Genomic DNA, 18,239 nt, shown 5'->3' on the forward strand with positions numbered 1-18,239 from the left:
CCACAAAAAAGCCCCGACTCTATGGCCGGGGCTTTGTGCTTTATGTGCTAGCGCTGCAGTACCAGTTTCTGGGTATAACGCTGGCCCCCAAACTCGACTTGCAGCAGGTAAATGCCGGAGCTTTTGCCCGACAGGTCAAGGTCTGCTTCGTAGAAACCGTTGAAGCCCTTCACCTGGCGGCTATAAATCTCGTGACCAAGCATGTCGGTTACACGCAGGTATAGATCCTCCCGCTGCTCTGTTTCGAAGTGTATTTTGAAAATGCCGCTACTTGGGTTAGGCGATGCAACCAACTCCTTCTTTAAGGTGCGTCCATTGGCCTGAAAGGCGAAGGTATAGGCCTCCGATCGGGTGGAAACGCAGCCTTGCCACTGTGCCTGCACAGTATAGTCGCCGCTTTCGGTTGGGGTATAGGTCTGCCCATTGGCGCCCGGTATAGGCTGGCTGTTCAGGTACCACTGGTTGCCCTCTGCCACACTCGACTGCAGACTCAGGCCCTGGCGCGTGATAAGTGGCGTCGGGATCGGCACGCCATTCTCCACCGGCACCGCTACTCTTGGGCTGACGCATCCGAGTGCGCGTACCTTCAGGTCATAGAAATAATAATAATAGCCAAGCGGACCCGGGTTGGCCGTATTGCCGGTGATGATGAACACATTGGGCACGCCAAAGGGGTAGCCCGTCACCCCCGCGTTATTTCGGTAGATGGTAGCGCCATTCGGGGAGTCGTAGCTGATGGCGATGTTGTAGGTGCCAGCCTCCGGCAGCTCCAATCCCAGGTAGTATACCGCACCCTGGTCGTTCGGGTCATCTGCCTGCACACCTGGGGCAGGAGTGGAGCGGGTGGCCTCTACCGTGAGTGTCCGGGTCGATACAGGTAGCCCGTTGCTGTTGTAGGCAGTGAAAGTGATCTTACCGGAGTTGCCAATGTACAGGCGGGCGCTTTCCAGCAGCATCGGTGCCTGCGTCTCTACAACCACATCCGGTGTAAACTGATTATAGCCACCACCTGTCGCAAATTTCTTCGTCGTTGGGCCAATGGTGGCGGAGAAGTCGTTGAGAGAAGCGTAGATAGCGCCGTTCCCGCTGCTCGTCGCGATGCTGGCCGTGTTGCCTGCCGCAATAGGCGTGCCCCCGCTTGCCGTGTTGTACCAGAAAATAGTGCCGTCGCCTGTGCCTGTTAAGGTATAGCTGGACTGGCCACCGCAGCGGGTAGCCACGGCCTGTGGTGCAGCCGTATTGCCGCCCACGCCATAGGTTTTGCTCAGGGTGTTGTTCTCAGGCACGCCATCTTGGGTACTGCCGGCTGAGGCGATCAGGTCATACGTAGCTCCTGCTTCGGTCTGGAAATCCGCTGACAAGAGTACCTCATCCGAATCAAAGGATTTCAGGGTTTTGGTGTACACCGTTGTTAGCGTCGCTACTTTGGTACTACCCCGGTATACCTCCAGTTTTACAGGTATGTCTTTTTGATCGCGCAGCCCGTTGTTGCGCAGCGTCACCATAAATTGCTGGCTGGTACCGGCGCAGAGCGAAGCGCCGACTGGCATTACCTGCTGCAGCACGATGTCTGTCGATGGTCTGGCCACCTGCACGATATAGTCCTGGGTTTCGCCACGGGTATAGGTGCCGCAGGACTTTATACTCGCCGGGTCAGATGTCTCCATCAGCACGACACGCAGTCGGGTGATAGCGCCGGGCTGCAAGGAAGAAGGAGCAGAGATGCTGGCATTAAAGGCGCCAACACCACTCATAACGCCAGAGGTAGCTGCTACCTCGCCTGCATCGTCAAAGCTGCCGTTGCCGTTCCAGTCCACGTATACCTTGGCTGCCTTGCTGGCATTGGCGCCACAGGTGCCGAGGCCAAACGAAACCGTTTTGGTCTGCCCCGGTTCAAAGGTCAGGCGCATCTCGTTTTGTATACGGTAGGTGGCGCAGCCCTCAAAAGGTGTTGTGATGCCATCGAAGGTGATGTGGGTGATGCGTGAGCCAGCGTCTGAAGAAGGGGCACTTGCGCAGTAGGCTGTTCCTCCCACACCGCTCATTAACAAAGAATAAGCTTGAGGTCCTTTCTGCAGCGTGCGTTTGTGCGAGACGGTAATGGTATAGGTTTCGCCAGGTATAGGGTTCGGAATGAGCACCTGCTCTACGTTGTCCACCACATTGTCGCCGCGGGTGGCAGGCTGCTCGGGTGTATTGGGGTTCAGTACCCAGGGCATGATCGTGTTACCGCGGTTTGTGATGCGCACATCCAGGTCGTTGACCAGGCGTGGGCTGCGGTTGTTCAGAGCGCTGGCTGTCGGGTGGGCGGCTCCCTCCGGATCGGTCCAGGAAATGGTGGCCACCAGCGGCCCTGACCCGGATGCCACTACCTCGAAGGTATAGGCTTTACCTTGCTCCAGGCTGCGTTCCTGTATCGGGTGCGTGCCCTTGGTATTGCTTATCATGGTCGCCGCCCGACTGGCGTTCAAAAGTCCCCAGCCATGTATGTAATCAGGACCGGGGGCATCGCCTGCCTCGTCAGCCGTGTGAATGGCCAGGCCTTTAAGTGTGGCGGCGCGCATAAACTGCCCGTTGTTCAGGTTGGCATAGTGCTCCTGCAACAGCAGCAGTGAACCCGAAATGTTGGGTGCCGCCATGGAGGTGCCGCTAAGTACCTTGTATGATTTGTCGTTTGTGCTGGTCGTAGAAAGTATTTTCTCGCCGCTGCCCACCAGGTCCGGCTTTATGCGGCCATCGTCGGTAGGGCCAAAACTACTGAAGCCGGTGACCTTAACATCGGAAGGCTGGTTGTAGCCGCCCGGTATGTTGTTCACGGCACCCACCGTGAGTATGTTTTTAGCAGTGCCGTAGGTGGCAATGCCGTCGTAGCCGTCGTTACTGCTGATATTATCCGGGCGTTTTGCCACCAGCGTGAAGTTGCCGTTGGCGTTTCGCTGCATGTAGGGCTTGCCTACTTCGGGCCCCGGTTCCTGACGGTTGTTCCCACCTGACTTCACGATCAGAAAGTAAGGGGCATTGTAGGCGATGCGGTCCCAACTGACAGAGGTTTCGTCGTAGAAGCCAAACTTGTAGTCTTCTGTCTCGCTTACCTGCGTAGAGCCCCACCACTCCCAGTACGGGTCCTCGTCGGTGCCTTTGCGCTCGCTGTTAAAGCGCCAGCCCGCTATGGTACCATACGAGTGGTTTGAAACCAGCATGTTGGCTTGGGCTGCCTCGGCCATTTCAGAAGCACTGTTATTAAAGTCGTAGGCATAGAGCTTTTTCACCCCATGTGCCATCCCTTTGGCCATGCTGCTTTGTCCGCTGGCTATGAGCGTGCCGGCCACGTGGGTGGCGTGGTCATTCAGCTTGGTGGCATTGTCTTTCTGTACTACCCGGCCGCGCAGCTCCACATGCGATTCGCGTATCAGGCCACCGTCCCAGATGCCCATTTTATCGGTTACACTGCTGCTCGCACCGCTCAGGTTGAGGCCTAATTTGCCGCCCGCCCAAAGCTGGTCGGTACCGGTCGTAATGGCGGCCGCGTTGTTGTAGGTGATGTAGTAGACCGGCATGCCCAGCTCGTCGAGGCGCTGCAGCGATATGTGCGTGCCGTCCGGGTACGTCTTCTCGATCTCCCAGCCATTCCGCTTGGCCAGCGCGATGGCCTCCTCCCGTTTGATCCGGTAGTTTTTGCCTTCGGTTGCCGCAATGCGGCCCAGTTCCTTCACATTCGCACGCACCGGCAACGAGCCAACCTGCTGCGCGAAGCCAGCAGAAGTTGTTGCAAGTGCCGCAGCCATCAGCCAAAGGCTCAATCCTCTCATAAAGTAGTTTAGGTAGAAATTTAGAACTACCAATATAGCTAAAAGTGCCCGAACGCCAAAAGGTTCAGAATGAAAAGGATAATTGGTTAAACACAGAAGCAGGGACCATGCTATACCTTGTGTTTTTACTGTATGGCTCCTAAAATGCAAAGCGCCCTGAGCTTGTGGCCCAGAGCGCTTTGTTTCATTGGTTCAACTCAGTTATTTACGGAGGTAGTTTGCAAAATCCTTGGCAAAGTAAGACAGGATGATGTCGGCACCGGCGCGCTTGATGCTCAGCAAGCTCTCCAGCATGGCCTTCTCACCGTCGATCCAGCCTTTCAGTCCGGCTGCTTTTACCATGGCGTACTCCCCGCTCACGTTGTAGGCAGCAATAGGCAGGTGCGAGTTGTCACGGAGCAGCTTGATGATGTCCAGGTAGGCCAAAGCAGGTTTCACCATCAGGTAGTCGGCTCCTTCTTCGGTATCCAGGGCGGCTTCGATCAACGCTTCGCGGCTGTTGGCCGGGTTCATCTGGTAGGTTTTCTTGTCGCCCATTTTCGGGGCCGAGTCGAGGGCGTCGCGGAACGGGCCGTAGAAGGCGCTCGCATACTTGGCGGTATAGCTCATGATGCCCACCTTGTGGAAACCGTTCTCGTCGAGCACGCGGCGAATGTAACCCACACGGCCGTCCATCATATCCGAAGGACCCACGATGTCGGCGCCGGCCTGCGCCTGCGTCAGGGCCATGTTGCCCAGCACCTCCAGTGTCTCGTCGTTCACAATCTCACCGTTGATCACGATGCCGTCGTGCCCGTCGGAGCTGTAAGGGTCCATGGCCACGTCGGTCATCAGCACCACGTCCGGGAAGTTCTTCTTGATCTCGCGGATGGCTCTTGGGAAAAGTCCGTCGGGATTCGCACTCTCCCTGGCGTACTTATCTTTCAGGTTTTCGGGGATGCTCGGGAAAGGGGCGAAGGCTTTGATGCCCAGGTCCACGCAGCTGGCCACCTCGTCGAGCAGGGTGTCTACAGAATAACGGTTGATGCCCGGCATGGAGGCCACTTCTACCTTCTGGTTTTCGCCCTCAATGATGAAGAGCGGGAAAATGAAGTCGTTCAGCTCCAGGGCGGTTTCCTGCACCATGCTGCGGATGACTTCGTTATAGCGGTTTCGTCTTGGTCTTTTCGTGATCATAGTATAGCGATTGCTCTAAAATGCTTCAACATAAGTATACGGCAAAGGTACGGCTTATGCGGACCAAAGCGAAGCTATACCTGGGAAATTGGTGAACGGCTATACCTGTAGCTGGTGTGATGGAATTACTGTTGAGTTTCGGAGGCTGGCGGCTGGCTCACAGCTTCGGGCGTTTCGCTTGTTTTTTGTTTATGCGCCACATAGGCGCCAATGCCTACGCCGGCCAGGAAACTGATGAAGGTGAAGATGACGAGCCACTTCCGGTAGGCAAGCGGGATGTTGGACAGTAAACGTGCTGGCATGTAGAAGAGGTTTGTTGCTCAGTACTCTGATTGAGGTATAGGATGTAGGCTTAGTTGGTGAAGTGATAAAGTACCTCGCCCATGGCTTTGCCAAAACTGTAAATGGCGATCGCTGAGGCGGCAAGCAAAATCGTTTTGAGGACCTTCGGTGTCAGGTATAGCTTTCCTATTTTCAACATAGTCTAGCGGGTCAGGTTGTAGATCAGCTCTCCAATACTGCTTCCTACATGCTCTCCTGCTATAAACACTATGACAAGCGCGATTAAGATACTGGCTATTCGAACTGATTTTTTCATGATCTCATGCGTTAGCTTTCGTTGTCAAAGGCAGCGTCATTAAACCCTTCCAAAAGCCTTTTCGCCTCTTCTTCGTCCTGCGCCGAAATAATCAGCTTCACCGGATTAAAGCCAGCCGAAGCAACCTGCCAGGGCGCAATGCTGCCCATGTGCTCGTTTTGCATAAACACGTAAATGCCGTGGTTTTCGAGCATATTTTTGATGACGGCCGCACGGTGAAAATCGCCGGAGAAAATGACGGTGGGTTTAGTTTGTTCGGATTGAGACATATCTTCAAAGCTGTTGATTACTAAAGCTAGCGAATTTCAGGCGGAATTTTTAACTAACCCAGATAAAGAAAGGCGAAGCCGCTACAGCCTCGCCTTTCCTATTTTGTTCAGGTATACCTTTAGAAGTTCATCACCACTTTCTCAATGATATCGCAGCACTCATGCAGCTGCTCCTCGGTCATGACCAGCGGTGGTGCGAAGCGGATGATATCACCATGCGTCGGCTTGGCCAGCAGGCCGTTCTCTTTCAGCTCCACGCACACATCCCAGGCGGTGCGTCCGTCGGCCGTTGGCTCGATCACGATGGCGTTGAGCAGACCGCGACCTCTTACCAGCGTCACCACTTCCGGGCGCTTGGCTTTGAGCTGGTTCATACGTTCGCGGAAAATCTCGCCCAGTTTATAGGCTTTCTCCACCAGGTTTTCGTCTTTGATCACCTCCAGAGCCGCAATGGCCACGGTCGCCGCCAGCGGGTTGCCGCCGAAGGTAGAGCCGTGTTCGCCCGGCTGAATGCAGAGCATGATGTCGTCGTCGGCCAGTACACAGGACACCGGCAGCACACCACCCGAAAGCGCCTTGCCCAGGATCAGGATGTCGGCTTTTACGTCGTCGTAGTAGCTGGCCAGCAGTTTGCCCGTGCGGGCTATACCTGTCTGAATCTCGTCGGCCATCAGCAGCACGTTGTACTCTTTGCAAAGCGCGTGCGCCTTCGCCAGATAGCCGTCCTGCGGCACTACTACACCTGCCTCGCCCTGAATCGGCTCCACCAGGAAACCACACACATTCGGGTTATCCTTCAGGGCAGTTTCCAGTGCCTCCAGGTCGTTGTAAGGAATCACCTTGAAGCCTGGCATGTATGGACCGAAACCTTTGGTAGAGTCCGGGTCGGTGGAGAAAGAGATGATGCCCGTGGTGCGGCCGTGGAAGTTGCGCTCCACCACAATGATCTCGGCGTTGTGCGGGGCGATGCCTTTCTTCAGATAGCCCCATTTGCGGGCTAATTTGATAGCGGTCTCTACTGCCTCAGCACCGGAGTTCATATAAAGCGCCTTGTCGTAACCGAACAGCTCACAGATGTACTTCTCGGCTATACCTAGTTTGTCGTTGTAAAAGGCGCGGGAAGTAAGGGTAAGCTGTTGCGCCTGCTCGATCAGGGCGTTGATGATGCGCGGGTGACAGTGTCCCTGGTTTACGGCGCTGTAGGCTGACAGGAAGTCGTAGTAGCGTTTTCCTTCCACGTCCCACAGGTATACGCCCTCGCCCTTGTTGAGCACCACCGGCAGCGGGTGGTAGTTGTGGGCGCCGTATTTTTCTTCGGTTTCAATAGCCTGCTGGCTGGAGGTGATGGATAGCGTATTCATAGTTTATGTGTTATAAAAAGCTGGTGTCTTATAATAAGGCAGGGCTGCGCCCAGGCGACAGCTCCGAACCTATATTTACAGGGATTCTGGCGAATTGTTGTAAATATAGTGAAAACAGCCTGAATTATACCTTTACCCGGAAAGCGCGTCTAGGCACCGACTGCCTGCCCTTTCAAGCACTGTCTGAACACCGCGTAAAATCCCTCGGGGTCATACTCGGCGTAGATGTTGGTCATGATGCCAAACTGGTTGTCGTCGGTCCGGAAACCGTATACCTCCTCCTCGCCGTGCTGTGCGGAGGGCAGGGGCACGACATGCCGTTCGATGAGGGTAAGCTGAGCGGGCGGAATGGACTTGCCCAATTCAGAGCAGTATACCTGCTGGAGCTGTATACTGAAAGTGTTCACGAAGCCGCGAGCGCGCATGACGGAAACGGCCTCACTCAAATTGTTGAAACGAGACATGGTCTTTATGATTTAGTGGTCGAATGCGCGGCAGGTACTAATATCTTGTTTAACGAATATGATGCGGAAGCGAGCGAGGGAGCAGCAGGTATTTGGTGAGTGGCCCGAAATTGCCGATATTTGGCACGTAAAAAGAAGTATAGCGTGTGAGCGATCTGAAAGAAGGCGAGGATTTTTACTTTGAGCGGGGACTGATGGTGCTGACGGCCAAGTACCTGCTCAAGCGAGGCTACTGCTGCCGCAATGCCTGTCGCAACTGCCCCTACGGCTTCACCAAAAAGAAGAAAGAAGCGGAAGAGAAAGGCACTGGCAAGGTGTAGGCGGCACAATTAAAAGGCCTTTGTAGCTGTTTTAGAGCATGTTTAGGTAAAATTATCAGCTATGCCTTTGACATTGTGTATCTTTTTATAGATATTTGCACCCCTATTGAAATAATTTAGAAGAAAATACAAGATGGCACGAGTTTGCGATTTAACCGGAAAGAGAGTACGAGTAGGAAATAACGTTTCTCACGCTAACAATAAGACAAAGCGTAAGTTCTATCCGAACCTTCAGAAGAAGCGTTTCTACATCCCTGAGGAAGATGCTTGGGTAACCCTTAAAGTTTCTACTTCAGCCCTGAGAACTATCAATAAGAATGGTATCTCTTCAGTTCTGAAGAAGGCTGTTGAGCAAGGCTACATTATGTACTAATGGCAGCCTTCCGGCTGTGTGCACTTTTATGCTGGCTGTCTCTTACGGCAGTGGCAACATCGCATGCAGGCTCGGAAAAGCCATCTGACACTTTAGATAAAGAGTTTCACCGGCAACGGAGAGAGGTGCTGCGGCAACAGCTGCCCCCTCGCTCCGTTGCCGTTCTTTTTGCCAGTCCGGTGCGCAACCGCGCCAACGACGTGGACTACTACTACCATCCCGACCCCGACTTCTACTACCTGACCGGGTACAAGGAGCCGAACGCGGTGCTGTTACTGTTCGGTAGTCCGCAGAATGTAGGCGGCAAGCAGGTGCAGGAGCTGCTGTTCGTGCAGCCCAACAACCCGATGCACGAGCTCTGGAACGGCAAACGACTGGGAGTGGAAGGGGCAGCGAAGGAGCTAGGTATAGCCACGCTTCCCAACACAGACTTTTCCAATTTCAAACTCGACACGGCCAATCTGCAGCACATCCTCATTAAGGAACTGCCGCACGACGTGCGCGACGATGCCGCTGACGAAGCCGATCTGTATAGCCTGCTTGGACAATTCAAGACGAAGGTGAACTACCCGGCTGATTTCAGCGCCACCCGCAGCATGCTCTACGGCATTGTGCGGGAACACGGGCTGGGGCAGGCAGAAGGCGTTTCCGTTTACATTCAGGAGGCCATGCAGCAGGAACCGGAGCTGAAGCGCGACAAGCCTCTGCAGGGTTATCTGGAGGCAAAAGACATGCGCTCACGCACCAAAGCGGTGGCCGCTGTACCTAGCCAGAAGCTCGACGCCTATACCCTTGACCAACTGCTGGACGGTATGCGGGAGGTGAAAACCGAGGCGGAGATCAACCTGCTGCGCAAAGCGGCAAGTATGTCGGCCGTGGGGCAGATCGAGGTGATGAAAGCCATGAAGCCCGGCATGTCGGAGATGGAGGTGCAGGGCATACACGAGTTTGTGTTTAAGAAATACGGGGCGCAGCATGTGGGCTACCCCAGCATCGTGGGAGCCGGCAACAACGGCTGTGTGCTGCACTATACCTCCAGCGCCAAGCCGGCTATATCTGGTCAGGAGCTGGTGCTGATGGATGTGGGCGCCGAGTACCTGGGTTATACCGCCGACGTCACGCGCACCATACCTGCCAACGGCAAGTTCACCAAAGAGCAGCGTGCCATTTACGAGCTGGTGCTGAAAGCGCAGGAAGCTGGTTTCGCGCAATGCAAGGTAGGCAATGCGTTTAATGCACCGCACCAGGCAGCTGAGGCCGTAATAGCCGATGGGCTGGTGAAGCTGGGCATCATCAAGAAACGAGAAGAAGTACAGCGCTATTTTCCGCACGGCACCTCGCATTATCTGGGCCTCGACGTGCACGACCGCGGTAGTTTCGGACCTTTTCAGGCGAACACAGTTATTACGGTGGAGCCGGGCATTTACATACCGGAAGGCAGTCCCTGCGATAGAAAGTGGTGGGGCATTGGCATGCGCATCGAAGACGATATCCTGATCACAGAAAAAGGCTGGGAGAACCTGTCGAAGCTGGCGCCACGCACGGTGGCCGAAATCGAGAAAACCATGGCCCAGCCGAGTGCATTGGACGGTTTTAAGCTACCTCAGCTTAATTAATTGGTTCTTCAGGCTAAGGATTGTGCCGGTACACAGAGGTACAGAAAAGCGATCTGTAGAAAAATTGATACTTTGTTTGTAATTAGAGTTTTAAGCTTGTATATTTGCAGTCCTAAATAAAAATTTACTGTTGAGATGGCTAAAAAAGCAAAAGGTAATAGAATCCAGGTAATTATGGAGTGCACAGAGCATAAAGCGACTGGCATGCCTGGAACTTCAAGGTACATCACTACCAAAAACAGAAAGAATACGGCTGAGCGTTTAGAGCTTAAGAAGTATAACCCTGTGTTGAAAAAAGTAACTGTACATAAAGAAATTAAATAACCATGGCTAAGAAGGTAGTTGCAACCCTAAAGACCGCTACAGGTAAAGATTGGGCAAAAGTGATCAAAGCCGTTAAGTCTCCAAAAACTGGTGCTTACAGCTTTAAAGAAGAGATGGTGCCTGTTGACAAAGTACAGGAGTTCCTGAAGAAGTAATCAAGCCTACTCTACTATACATAGATAGAATACATGAAGAAGTCCCTTTACTGGGACTTTTTTAGTATATTACCGTATCACACCGAGATAGTCGTCACCCTACAAAACACGCAAATGGGAATTTTTGACTTTTTCAGCAAAGAGCAGAAGAAAGAATCGCTCGACAAAGGTCTGGAGAAAACCAAAACCAGCTTTTTCGGGCAATTGAGCAAAGCAGTCGTTGGCAAGTCTACGGTTGACGTGGAGGTGCTCGACGAACTGGAGGAAATTCTGGTGCATGCGGACGTAGGGGTGGAGACGACGGTGAAGATCATCGACCGCATTGAGAAGCGCGTGGCCCGCGACAAGTACGTAAGTACCAGCGAGCTTGACCGAATCCTGCGGGAAGAGATTGCCGCCCTGCTCGAAGAGAACCGTGCCGGCGACGGCGCCAACTTCGACCTGCCGGCAGGCATCAAACCTTACGTGATCATGGTCGTGGGTGTAAATGGCGTGGGCAAAACCACAACCATCGGCAAACTGGCCGCGCAGTTCCACAAAGCCGGCAAGAAAGTCGTGCTGGGCGCTGCCGATACATTCCGTGCCGCCGCTGTGGACCAGCTGATTATCTGGGGTGAGCGTGTGGGCGTGCCGGTAATTTCGCACGGCATGAACACGGACCCAGCCTCGGTGGCCTATGATGCTGTAAAGAAAGGTGTGGACACGGGCGCTGACGTGGTGATTATCGACACAGCGGGCCGACTGCACAATAAAGTGGGCCTGATGAACGAACTTTCGAAGATCAAGCGTGTGATGCAAAAAATTACGGTAGACACCCCACACGAGGTATTGTTGGTGCTCGACGGCAGTACAGGCCAGAACGCTCTGATCCAGGCGCGTGAGTTTACCAAAGCCACCGACGTGACGGCACTGGCCATCACGAAGCTGGATGGTACAGCTAAAGGCGGTGTGGTGATCGGTATTTCTGATGAGTTTAAGATTCCGGTGAAATACATCGGCGTGGGTGAGAAGATAGAAGACCTGCAGCTGTTCGACAAACACCAGTTCGTAGAGTCGTTCTTCTCCCGCAAAAAATAACATAAGCTGTTGCCTGTATGGCGAAATTGCTGTTGATCGTGCTGTCGCTGTTGCTGACCGTATGCAATGGTACCCAAGGTACCGCAGGGCAGGAGGGCGAAGCGCAAGGCACCCAGCAGGAAATGAAAGCACAGCAGGGCAAGCAGATGCAAGTAAAGCAAGGTATACAGGGGCAGATTCTCTGGGAGGCAGGTAACCAAATGCCTTCCCCGGACGCTCCGCCCAGCAGCGGCCGCCGTGGCGTGGAGCGCACGGTATACGTCTACGAACTGACCAACAGTTCGCAAACCACCTCCCAAGACGGTATTTTTCACACCAACATCAAAACGAAACTGGTTACCCAGGTGAAGACAGACGCCAACGGCAAGTTTGCGGTCAACCTAAAACCCGGCAGGTATAGCCTCTTCACCAAAGAAGAGCAGGGCCTATATGCCAACCTTTTCGACGGCGAGATGAACATCTTTCCGGTGGAGGTAAAGGAGGGAGAGGTGACGACAGTGGAGTTTCTGGTGAATTACAACGCGTTTTATTAGCCGGCAAGGTGGTTAATCTACATTCTTAAAAGCATTTAGGATTAGACCGGGATTATCCACTTTTTCTGCAAATACAAATCGATCCCAACACAACGTCTAGTACAGCTATAAACAACCTTATCTAAAAGATTGATACTTATAAAAGGTGCTCCTATGGCTGAAAACGCAGACAACATGATGGTGACGGAGTTCCAGGAAAGCTCCAGTACGCTAAGTGTCAGGTGGTCGGATGAACTGAGTGTAGAGTCAAATCAGTTTCAGGAAACTATTGTCGCGCTGTTCAGTGAGATTGTGGAGAAGAACGTAAGAAACCTGATAGTGAGTTCAGGCACCCCAGCCGGTGGCATACTTACCGAAGAAGTCATTTCCCATTTCATCCAGCATATACCGGATACCCCCTTGCGGAACATCGCCATTCTGGAGTCGGCAGACTATCTGTGGGACTACAATCTGTTACAGGTCATCAAACTCCTGATTAGCAACTACAAATTACCTATTGCAGTGGAGTTGATGAAAGGAAGTGCCGCCGCAAACAAGTGGTTTGCCTCCATCGCCCAAAAATAGCCTCACGGAGCAACACTTCTGGCTATCAGGTATACCTGCCTCACAAACAAATCCAATCACACGGGTACGGCTGTTCTTTTATTAGCCAAACATGTTGTACTTTTGCAGTTCGTTTGCCCGATCGAACTAATGCGCAATTGCAATGGTTTTGAAGAATTGGGAATTATCGCGCTAATACAGAAATAAGTGAAAGTAAGAAGTTTAAAGAAAGACAAGGTAAACGTCATCACCTTGGGTTGCTCAAAAAACCTGGTGGATTCCGAAGTGCTGATGGGGCAGCTGCGTGCCAACGAATTTGACGTGGCACACGAGTCTGAAAACGACGATTCGAATATCATCATCGTGAACACCTGTGGCTTTATCGACAACGCCAAGCAGGAGTCTATCGATACCATTCTGCGCTACGCCGAGGCCAAAGAGGCCGGCCAGATCGACAAGCTATACGTAACGGGGTGTTTATCGCAGCGCTACAAGGATTCGCTGGAAGCCGAGATCCCGCAGGTAGACGCCTACTTCGGTACGCTCGAAATGCCGCAGCTCCTCAAAAAGCTGGAGGCTGACTACAAGCACGAGCTCATTGGCGAGCGACTCATTACCACACCTTCGCACTTTGCTTACTTCAAGATCGCCGAAGGCTGCAACCGCCCCTGCTCTTTCTGTGCCATCCCTTTGATGCGCGGCAAGCATGTGGACCGTCCGATCGAGGACTTGGTGAAAGAAGCCAAGCGCCTGGCTAGCATGGGCACTAAAGAACTGATTCTGATTGCCCAGGACCTGACCTACTATGGCCTGCAGCACTACGGCGAGCGCAAGCTGGCTGATCTTCTCCGCAATCTCTCCGATGTGGAAGGGATTGACTGGATCCGGATGCAGTACGCTTACCCGTCGCAGTTCCCAATGGAAGTGTTCGACGTGATGAATGAGCGCGACAACATCTGCAAGTACCTCGACATGCCGCTGCAGCATATCTCCGACAACATGCTCAAGACCATGCGCCGTGGCATCAGCAAGCGCCGCACCATCGAGCTGGTAGACCAGATTCGTCAGCGTGTGCCGGACATTGCTTTAAGAACCACCCTGATCGCCGGTCACCCGGGTGAGACAGACCAGGATTTCCAGGAGCTGTACGATTGGGTAGAGGAAACCCGTTTTGAGCGTCTAGGCATTTTCACTTACTCACACGAAGAAAACACGCACTCCCATACCCTGGAGGACAACGTGCCGGACGAGGTGAAGCAGGAGCGTGCCGATGCCATCATGGAGCTGCAGCAAGGTATATCCGTGGAGCTGAACGAGGAGAAAGTGGGCAAGACGTACAAAGTGCTCTTCGACCGCAAGGAAAGTGGCTACTTCGTGGGTCGTACCCAGTACGACTCGCCGGAAGTAGACAATGAGGTGCTGGTGCCAGCCGACAGCCAGTACGTGCGCCTCGGCGACTTCGCCAATGTGAAGATTACCGACGCATCGGACTTCGACCTGTATGGGGAAGTAGTTTTATAAGTTAAGAGTTTAGAGTTAAAAGTCTGACTCAGGTATAGCTTAGGCAGAGAGGCAGGAAAGGACCGAGCTTGGCAGGTATAGGCTGCGGGCCCGGATAATTAGAACATCCTTTGTCAAACTGTCCTTCGTCAGAAAATCAACCACTATCAAAGGAAATCTCTTGGGTGCTTCGGCAGGCAAGGGGTTTCCTTTTTTGATTTTAGGCCGTAAATGTGTAATATGAACATTCATAGCAAAGTATAGCACAAAGCGCAGGCTTTTCCTGTAAAGCCTAACTCTCCTATATGCGGCACATCAAGCTACTCACCACCGATTCGCTCACCCTTGAATACAACGCGGTAGAAGATTACCTCGAGGCCACTTGGCATGGGACCTTTACCAGTGAAGTGATTAAGCAGGGCTACGAACAAATCCTGTTCTTCCTACAGAAAGAGCGCTGCCATAAGTTGCTCGACAACCACCAGGATGTGCAAGGCCTTTGGGTGGAACTCACCGATTGGCTGGCCTATGACTGGCACCAGCGAGCAGAAACGGCGGGACTGCAGTTTCATGCCGCCGTTTACTCACGCGACTATTTCAGCCGTCTTTCCACCGACAGGGCCATTGGTCTGGTACGCCACAGTATAGCCAAAGGCTTTGAAACGACTGAAACCGCCAAAAACTGGCTCAACTCACTCTAACTTATTTGAGCACGTATTTGCTCAGCACCTTGTAGGCATCATTCACGTTGTCGCCCTTTCGGAACTCCTGCTTGATCGTGGGCGTGGCTTCTCCCGTCAGCCAGATCTTTAGCTCGGCGTCGAAGTCCATCATGCCGGCGCTTTCTTTCGAGAACATCTTGATGCTGGCGTACGGCACGCTTTGGTATTCGATCTTGGAGCCCGTGAGGCCCTGCTTGTTCACCACGATCAGCCGCTTGTTCGTGAACACGAGCATGTCGCGGATAAGTCGGAAGGCCTTTTCGATCTGCTCATCGTCGAGCAAGATGGGCTGAAATTCTTTGCTGAGTTTTTCGACAGGCACCGCCGAGGCATGGCCCATCAGTCCGTTTAGTAATCCCATAAGGTTAACTGGATAAAGGAATGTTTGACAAAGGACAAAAGGCAGATGCAGGTATAGCCTGCAAGGGCATGCACTGCGTAATTCGTCCGAATGCTTATACGCACAAACTCCCGATTCTGTCCGCCTATACCTGTTTTCTATCGTATCAGCTGTATATCAAGCATAAAAACACGTACTTTGTGGCGCAACCACGGCAACGCGCGCCCAGCCTACCCGCACAGGTATAGGAGCACAGCGCCGCGCCACAAAACAGAGCAGATGGAAGTAACCGATATGAAAATAACGAAGGTAACATATGCCGCCACGGGCGCCTTCTCCCAAACAATAGCCGATTACCTTGCCCAAAGCGAAAAGCTGCAGGCGTTCTATCACCGCTTTCCGACGCTGGAGGCTTTTGGCGAGCAGCTCAGAGAGAAACAGTTCACGGAGGCCCAGCGCCATACCTTATACCTGGCTTTGCAGGAGCAGTACGGCTCGGTGGCTGATATTCACCCCGCGGTACGGCAGCATCTGGAATTGTTGCAGCAGCCCAACACCTATACCGTTACCACCGGCCACCAGCTCAATATTTTCACCGGTCCGCTTTACTTTGTCTACAAGATCGTGACGGCCATCAATACCTGTCGTCACTTGAAGGAGCAGTACCCGGATTACAACTTTGTGCCCGTGTACTGGATGGCAACCGAGGACCATGACTTCGCCGAGATCAACCACTTTAACCTGTTTGGCAAGCGCTATACCTGGGAGTCGGAGCAGACAGGTGCCGTTGGCCGCTTCTCTACCACAGGGCTCGACAAAGTGCTGGAAGAACTGCCCGAGGCTTTTCCGGTTTTTGAGGAAGCCTACCGCAACAGCAAAACACTAGCCGAAGCCACCCGCGCCATCACGCACGCCCTGTTTGGCGAGTACGGTTTGGTAAGCATCGACGGTGACCATAAGGAACTGAAGAAGGCCCTGCTGCCTGTGGTGGAAAAGGAACTGACCGAGCAACTGTCGAACAAGCTGGTAGAGGAGACGAACGCGCAACTGGAGCAACTGGGGTACAGACCGCAAGTGTTTTCACGCGAGATCAACCTGTTTTACCTGCAGGACGGCCTGCGCGAGCGCATTGTGCAGGAAGGCGACTGGTATAAGATCCTTAACACCGACCTCAGTTTTTCGCAGCAGGAAATTTTGCAGGAGGCGCAGCAGCATCCGGAGCGCTTTAGTCCGAACGTGATTCTGCGCCCGCTGTACGAGGAGATGGTGCTGCCGAATCTGGCCTACATTGGCGGTGGGGCCGAAGTGGCGTACTGGTTCCAGCTTTGTAAGGTGTTCGAGGCCCATCAGGTAACTTTCCCGATCATCATGCTGCGCAACTCGGCCCTTTACATCAGCAAACCCAATGCTACCCGCATGCACAAGCTAGGGCTGCAGCCGCTCGATCTGTTCCAGGATTACCAGGAGCTCAAGAAAAAGCTATCATCGCAGCTGCACGAAGCGGACATCAACCTGGAGACGCAGCGCGAGGCCCTGGCACAAGCTTTTAAACAGGTAGAGGAGCTGGCCGCAGGTATAGACCCGACTTTGGTGAAGGCCGTGGGAGCCGAACAGCAGAAAGCCGCCAACTCCCTGCACATGCTCGAAAAAAAGCTCTCCAAAGCCCGCGACAGCAAACATGAGCAGACCTTCAAACAACTCGAGAACCTGAAGGACAAGCTTTTCCCGAATGGCAGCCTGCAGGAGCGCCAGGACAACCTGCTCTCGTACCAGACCAATCACCCGAACCTTATACTTGCGCTGGTGGAGGCCTTTGACCCGCTGGAGTTCAAATTCACAATACTGGAGGAGGAGTAATGCGCAAGGCCGAGCTGCGAAAAACCATGCTGCAACGCCGCCGGGCACTGTCGGTGGATGAGGTGGCCGTGCGTAGCCTGCGCATTGCGGATCTGTTTTTCCGGCACTTCCCGCTGCAGGCGGGGCAGACGGTGCACGTGTTCCTGCCTATCGTTAAAAACAACGAGGTGAACACCTGGCCCATCATCGAGCGGCTGCGGCTGGAGCACCCCGAGGTGCGGGTGGTGGTGCCTGTGACCGATGCGGCCCAGAATGTGCTCACCCACCATCACCTCACCGAGGAGTCGGTGCTGGTGGAGAATGCCTGGGGTATACCGGAGCCAAAAGATGCCCAAATCGTGCATGCCCACGAGGTAGACTTGGTGCTGATCCCTTTGCTGGCTTTCGACAGGTATGGCCACCGGGTAGGGTATGGCAAAGGCTTCTACGACCGCTTTCTGGCCGACTGCCGGCCTGATGTGGTGAAGGTAGGCCTCTCGCTAGAGCCGCCTGTGGAGCAAATCGCAGACCCCAACGAGTTTGACGTACCGCTAGACTTTGCCATCACGCCCGTGGGCGTTTGGCCCGAAGCTATACCTTAGCCCCCGTTCGCAACTGTCTTTCAAGCGCTCCTTTTCTGGCAGCGCTTTTTATTTCTAAGGTATAACCAAACAAAAAGCCCTGCTGCAGGGGCTGCAACAGGGCTTTAAGGGGGACGCTATCAGCGCTTATTTCTTCTTGCCGTTTACTACCTGGCGGAGCTGAGCCACAGGACCGAATTCAGCCTGCTCAATGGTTTTGCCACCCAGATAGATTTTGCGCAACTGCACTTCAACAGGTGCCATGGTGCGGGTCATGTCTGAGCTCACCACTTTGGTGTAAAATTCACGGGCCTCCAAAACGGCGCCGCGCTCAAACTGGTGTCTTGATTCGTTTTTGTTAACGGGCAGCCCAGGAATTACCTGGTAAGTTGTGCACACTACTTCGTACTTCGCCTGGAAAGGCTTCACCACTTTCTGTAATAATTTCTTCATTTTGCTTCCTGTTGATTTGCTTTCATTGCTCTTAAGACAATGCAAAATAAGACTTAATTCCAGAAATAAAACAATTTATATAACACAGGGCGAAAAAAAATTGCTGGAAGGCGAATGTAAGTGGTTGTTTTATACTTTGTTAAGATAAAACTTTACTGTAGGCAACTAAACTCAGACAGCTTGGGATAA

At 53.3% G+C, this 18,239-nt stretch carries 21 protein-coding genes; 12 read left to right on the forward strand and 9 right to left on the reverse strand.

What is annotated here, in order from left to right:
- Nucleotides 1-47: 47 nt before the first annotated feature.
- From B0B12_RS10940 to B0B12_RS10960, 7 genes are all read right to left on the reverse strand, one after another.
- Nucleotides 48-3,809, reverse strand: coding sequence for a S8 family serine peptidase (locus B0B12_RS10940; protein WP_083704189.1), 3,762 nt, complete (start codon nucleotides 3,807-3,809; stop codon nucleotides 48-50).
- 201 nt (nucleotides 3,810-4,010) lie between these two features.
- On the reverse strand, nucleotides 4,011-4,985 hold the full coding sequence (hemB, locus tag B0B12_RS10945) for a porphobilinogen synthase (protein ID WP_076668822.1): 975 nt from the start codon (nucleotides 4,983-4,985) through the stop codon (nucleotides 4,011-4,013).
- A gap of 125 nt (nucleotides 4,986-5,110) precedes the next feature.
- Nucleotides 5,111-5,287, reverse strand: coding sequence for a hypothetical protein (locus B0B12_RS20315; protein ID WP_170871849.1), 177 nt, complete (start codon nucleotides 5,285-5,287; stop codon nucleotides 5,111-5,113).
- A gap of 50 nt (nucleotides 5,288-5,337) precedes the next feature.
- Entirely contained in the window at nucleotides 5,338-5,466 is a 129-nt protein-coding gene (locus B0B12_RS20680; RefSeq protein WP_280173748.1) for a hypothetical protein, read from the reverse strand.
- A 128-nt stretch (nucleotides 5,467-5,594) separates the two neighbouring features.
- On the reverse strand, nucleotides 5,595-5,852 hold the full coding sequence (locus tag B0B12_RS10950) for a putative signal transducing protein (RefSeq protein ID WP_076668824.1): 258 nt from the start codon (nucleotides 5,850-5,852) through the stop codon (nucleotides 5,595-5,597).
- Nucleotides 5,853-5,971: 119 nt separating this feature from the next.
- Nucleotides 5,972-7,213 carry an ornithine--oxo-acid transaminase gene (rocD, locus tag B0B12_RS10955; RefSeq protein ID WP_076668826.1) on the reverse strand — a complete coding sequence of 414 codons (1,242 nt, stop codon included), beginning with the start codon at nucleotides 7,211-7,213 and terminating at the stop codon, nucleotides 5,972-5,974.
- A gap of 149 nt (nucleotides 7,214-7,362) precedes the next feature.
- Entirely contained in the window at nucleotides 7,363-7,677 is a 315-nt protein-coding gene (locus B0B12_RS10960) for a hypothetical protein (protein WP_076668828.1), read from the reverse strand.
- A gap of 146 nt (nucleotides 7,678-7,823) precedes the next feature.
- Between B0B12_RS10960 and B0B12_RS20320 the strand changes: the two genes are divergently transcribed.
- The 10 genes from B0B12_RS20320 (at nucleotide 7,824) to B0B12_RS11005 (ending at nucleotide 14,819) form a co-directional block, all read left to right on the forward strand.
- Complete coding sequence (locus B0B12_RS20320; RefSeq protein WP_212564614.1) at nucleotides 7,824-7,997, forward strand: C1orf53 family protein; 174 nt, start codon at nucleotides 7,824-7,826, stop codon at nucleotides 7,995-7,997.
- A 133-nt stretch (nucleotides 7,998-8,130) separates the two neighbouring features.
- Nucleotides 8,131-8,370 (forward strand): 50S ribosomal protein L28, encoded by a 240-nt coding sequence (gene rpmB, locus B0B12_RS10965; protein ID WP_076668830.1) that lies wholly within the window; start codon nucleotides 8,131-8,133, stop codon nucleotides 8,368-8,370.
- A 50-nt stretch (nucleotides 8,371-8,420) separates the two neighbouring features.
- The gene (locus tag B0B12_RS10970; RefSeq protein WP_244554681.1) at nucleotides 8,421-9,986 is read left to right on the forward strand and encodes an aminopeptidase P family protein; all 1,566 of its coding nucleotides are present in this window, start codon (nucleotides 8,421-8,423) and stop codon (nucleotides 9,984-9,986) included.
- Nucleotides 9,987-10,121: 135 nt separating this feature from the next.
- Nucleotides 10,122-10,310, forward strand: coding sequence for a 50S ribosomal protein L33 (gene rpmG / locus B0B12_RS10975; RefSeq protein WP_007652246.1), 189 nt, complete (start codon nucleotides 10,122-10,124; stop codon nucleotides 10,308-10,310).
- 2 nt (nucleotides 10,311-10,312) lie between these two features.
- Nucleotides 10,313-10,465, forward strand: coding sequence for a DUF4295 domain-containing protein (locus B0B12_RS10980; protein ID WP_007652248.1), 153 nt, complete (start codon nucleotides 10,313-10,315; stop codon nucleotides 10,463-10,465).
- A gap of 114 nt (nucleotides 10,466-10,579) precedes the next feature.
- Complete coding sequence (gene ftsY / locus B0B12_RS10985; protein ID WP_076668834.1) at nucleotides 10,580-11,542, forward strand: signal recognition particle-docking protein FtsY; 963 nt, start codon at nucleotides 10,580-10,582, stop codon at nucleotides 11,540-11,542.
- A gap of 17 nt (nucleotides 11,543-11,559) precedes the next feature.
- The gene (locus B0B12_RS10990) at nucleotides 11,560-12,075 is read left to right on the forward strand and encodes a carboxypeptidase regulatory-like domain-containing protein (protein ID WP_076668836.1); all 516 of its coding nucleotides are present in this window, start codon (nucleotides 11,560-11,562) and stop codon (nucleotides 12,073-12,075) included.
- Nucleotides 12,076-12,228: 153 nt separating this feature from the next.
- Complete coding sequence (locus B0B12_RS10995) at nucleotides 12,229-12,639, forward strand: hypothetical protein (RefSeq protein WP_076668838.1); 411 nt, start codon at nucleotides 12,229-12,231, stop codon at nucleotides 12,637-12,639.
- A 186-nt stretch (nucleotides 12,640-12,825) separates the two neighbouring features.
- Nucleotides 12,826-14,139: a 30S ribosomal protein S12 methylthiotransferase RimO gene (gene rimO / locus B0B12_RS11000; protein ID WP_076668840.1), complete on the forward strand. Its 1,314-nt coding sequence runs from the start codon at nucleotides 12,826-12,828 to the stop codon at nucleotides 14,137-14,139.
- 284 nt (nucleotides 14,140-14,423) lie between these two features.
- Nucleotides 14,424-14,819: a hypothetical protein gene (locus B0B12_RS11005; protein ID WP_076668842.1), complete on the forward strand. Its 396-nt coding sequence runs from the start codon at nucleotides 14,424-14,426 to the stop codon at nucleotides 14,817-14,819.
- Nucleotide 14,820: 1 nt separating this feature from the next.
- Here B0B12_RS11005 and B0B12_RS11010 read toward each other — a convergent pair whose 3' ends face one another.
- Nucleotides 14,821-15,201, reverse strand: coding sequence for a PH domain-containing protein (locus B0B12_RS11010; RefSeq protein ID WP_076668844.1), 381 nt, complete (start codon nucleotides 15,199-15,201; stop codon nucleotides 14,821-14,823).
- 177 nt (nucleotides 15,202-15,378) lie between these two features.
- Between B0B12_RS11010 and bshC the strand changes: the two genes are divergently transcribed.
- Together bshC and B0B12_RS11020 are read left to right on the forward strand one after the other, a co-directional pair.
- Nucleotides 15,379-17,037, forward strand: a complete 1,659-nt coding sequence (bshC, locus tag B0B12_RS11015; RefSeq protein ID WP_244554682.1) for a bacillithiol biosynthesis cysteine-adding enzyme BshC — start codon at nucleotides 15,379-15,381, stop codon at nucleotides 17,035-17,037.
- Complete coding sequence (locus B0B12_RS11020) at nucleotides 17,037-17,618, forward strand: 5-formyltetrahydrofolate cyclo-ligase (RefSeq protein WP_076668846.1); 582 nt, start codon at nucleotides 17,037-17,039, stop codon at nucleotides 17,616-17,618. Before bshC ends, B0B12_RS11020 begins: the two co-directional genes overlap by 1 nt.
- 126 nt (nucleotides 17,619-17,744) lie before the next feature.
- On the opposite strand, the gene B0B12_RS11025 is transcribed toward B0B12_RS11020, so the two are convergent.
- The gene (locus B0B12_RS11025; RefSeq protein WP_076668848.1) at nucleotides 17,745-18,050 is read right to left on the reverse strand and encodes a hypothetical protein; all 306 of its coding nucleotides are present in this window, start codon (nucleotides 18,048-18,050) and stop codon (nucleotides 17,745-17,747) included.
- Nucleotides 18,051-18,239: the final 189 nt, after the last annotated feature.

The organism is Pontibacter indicus (genome assembly GCF_900156345.1).
Lineage (GTDB): Bacteria > Bacteroidota > Bacteroidia > Cytophagales > Hymenobacteraceae > Pontibacter > Pontibacter indicus.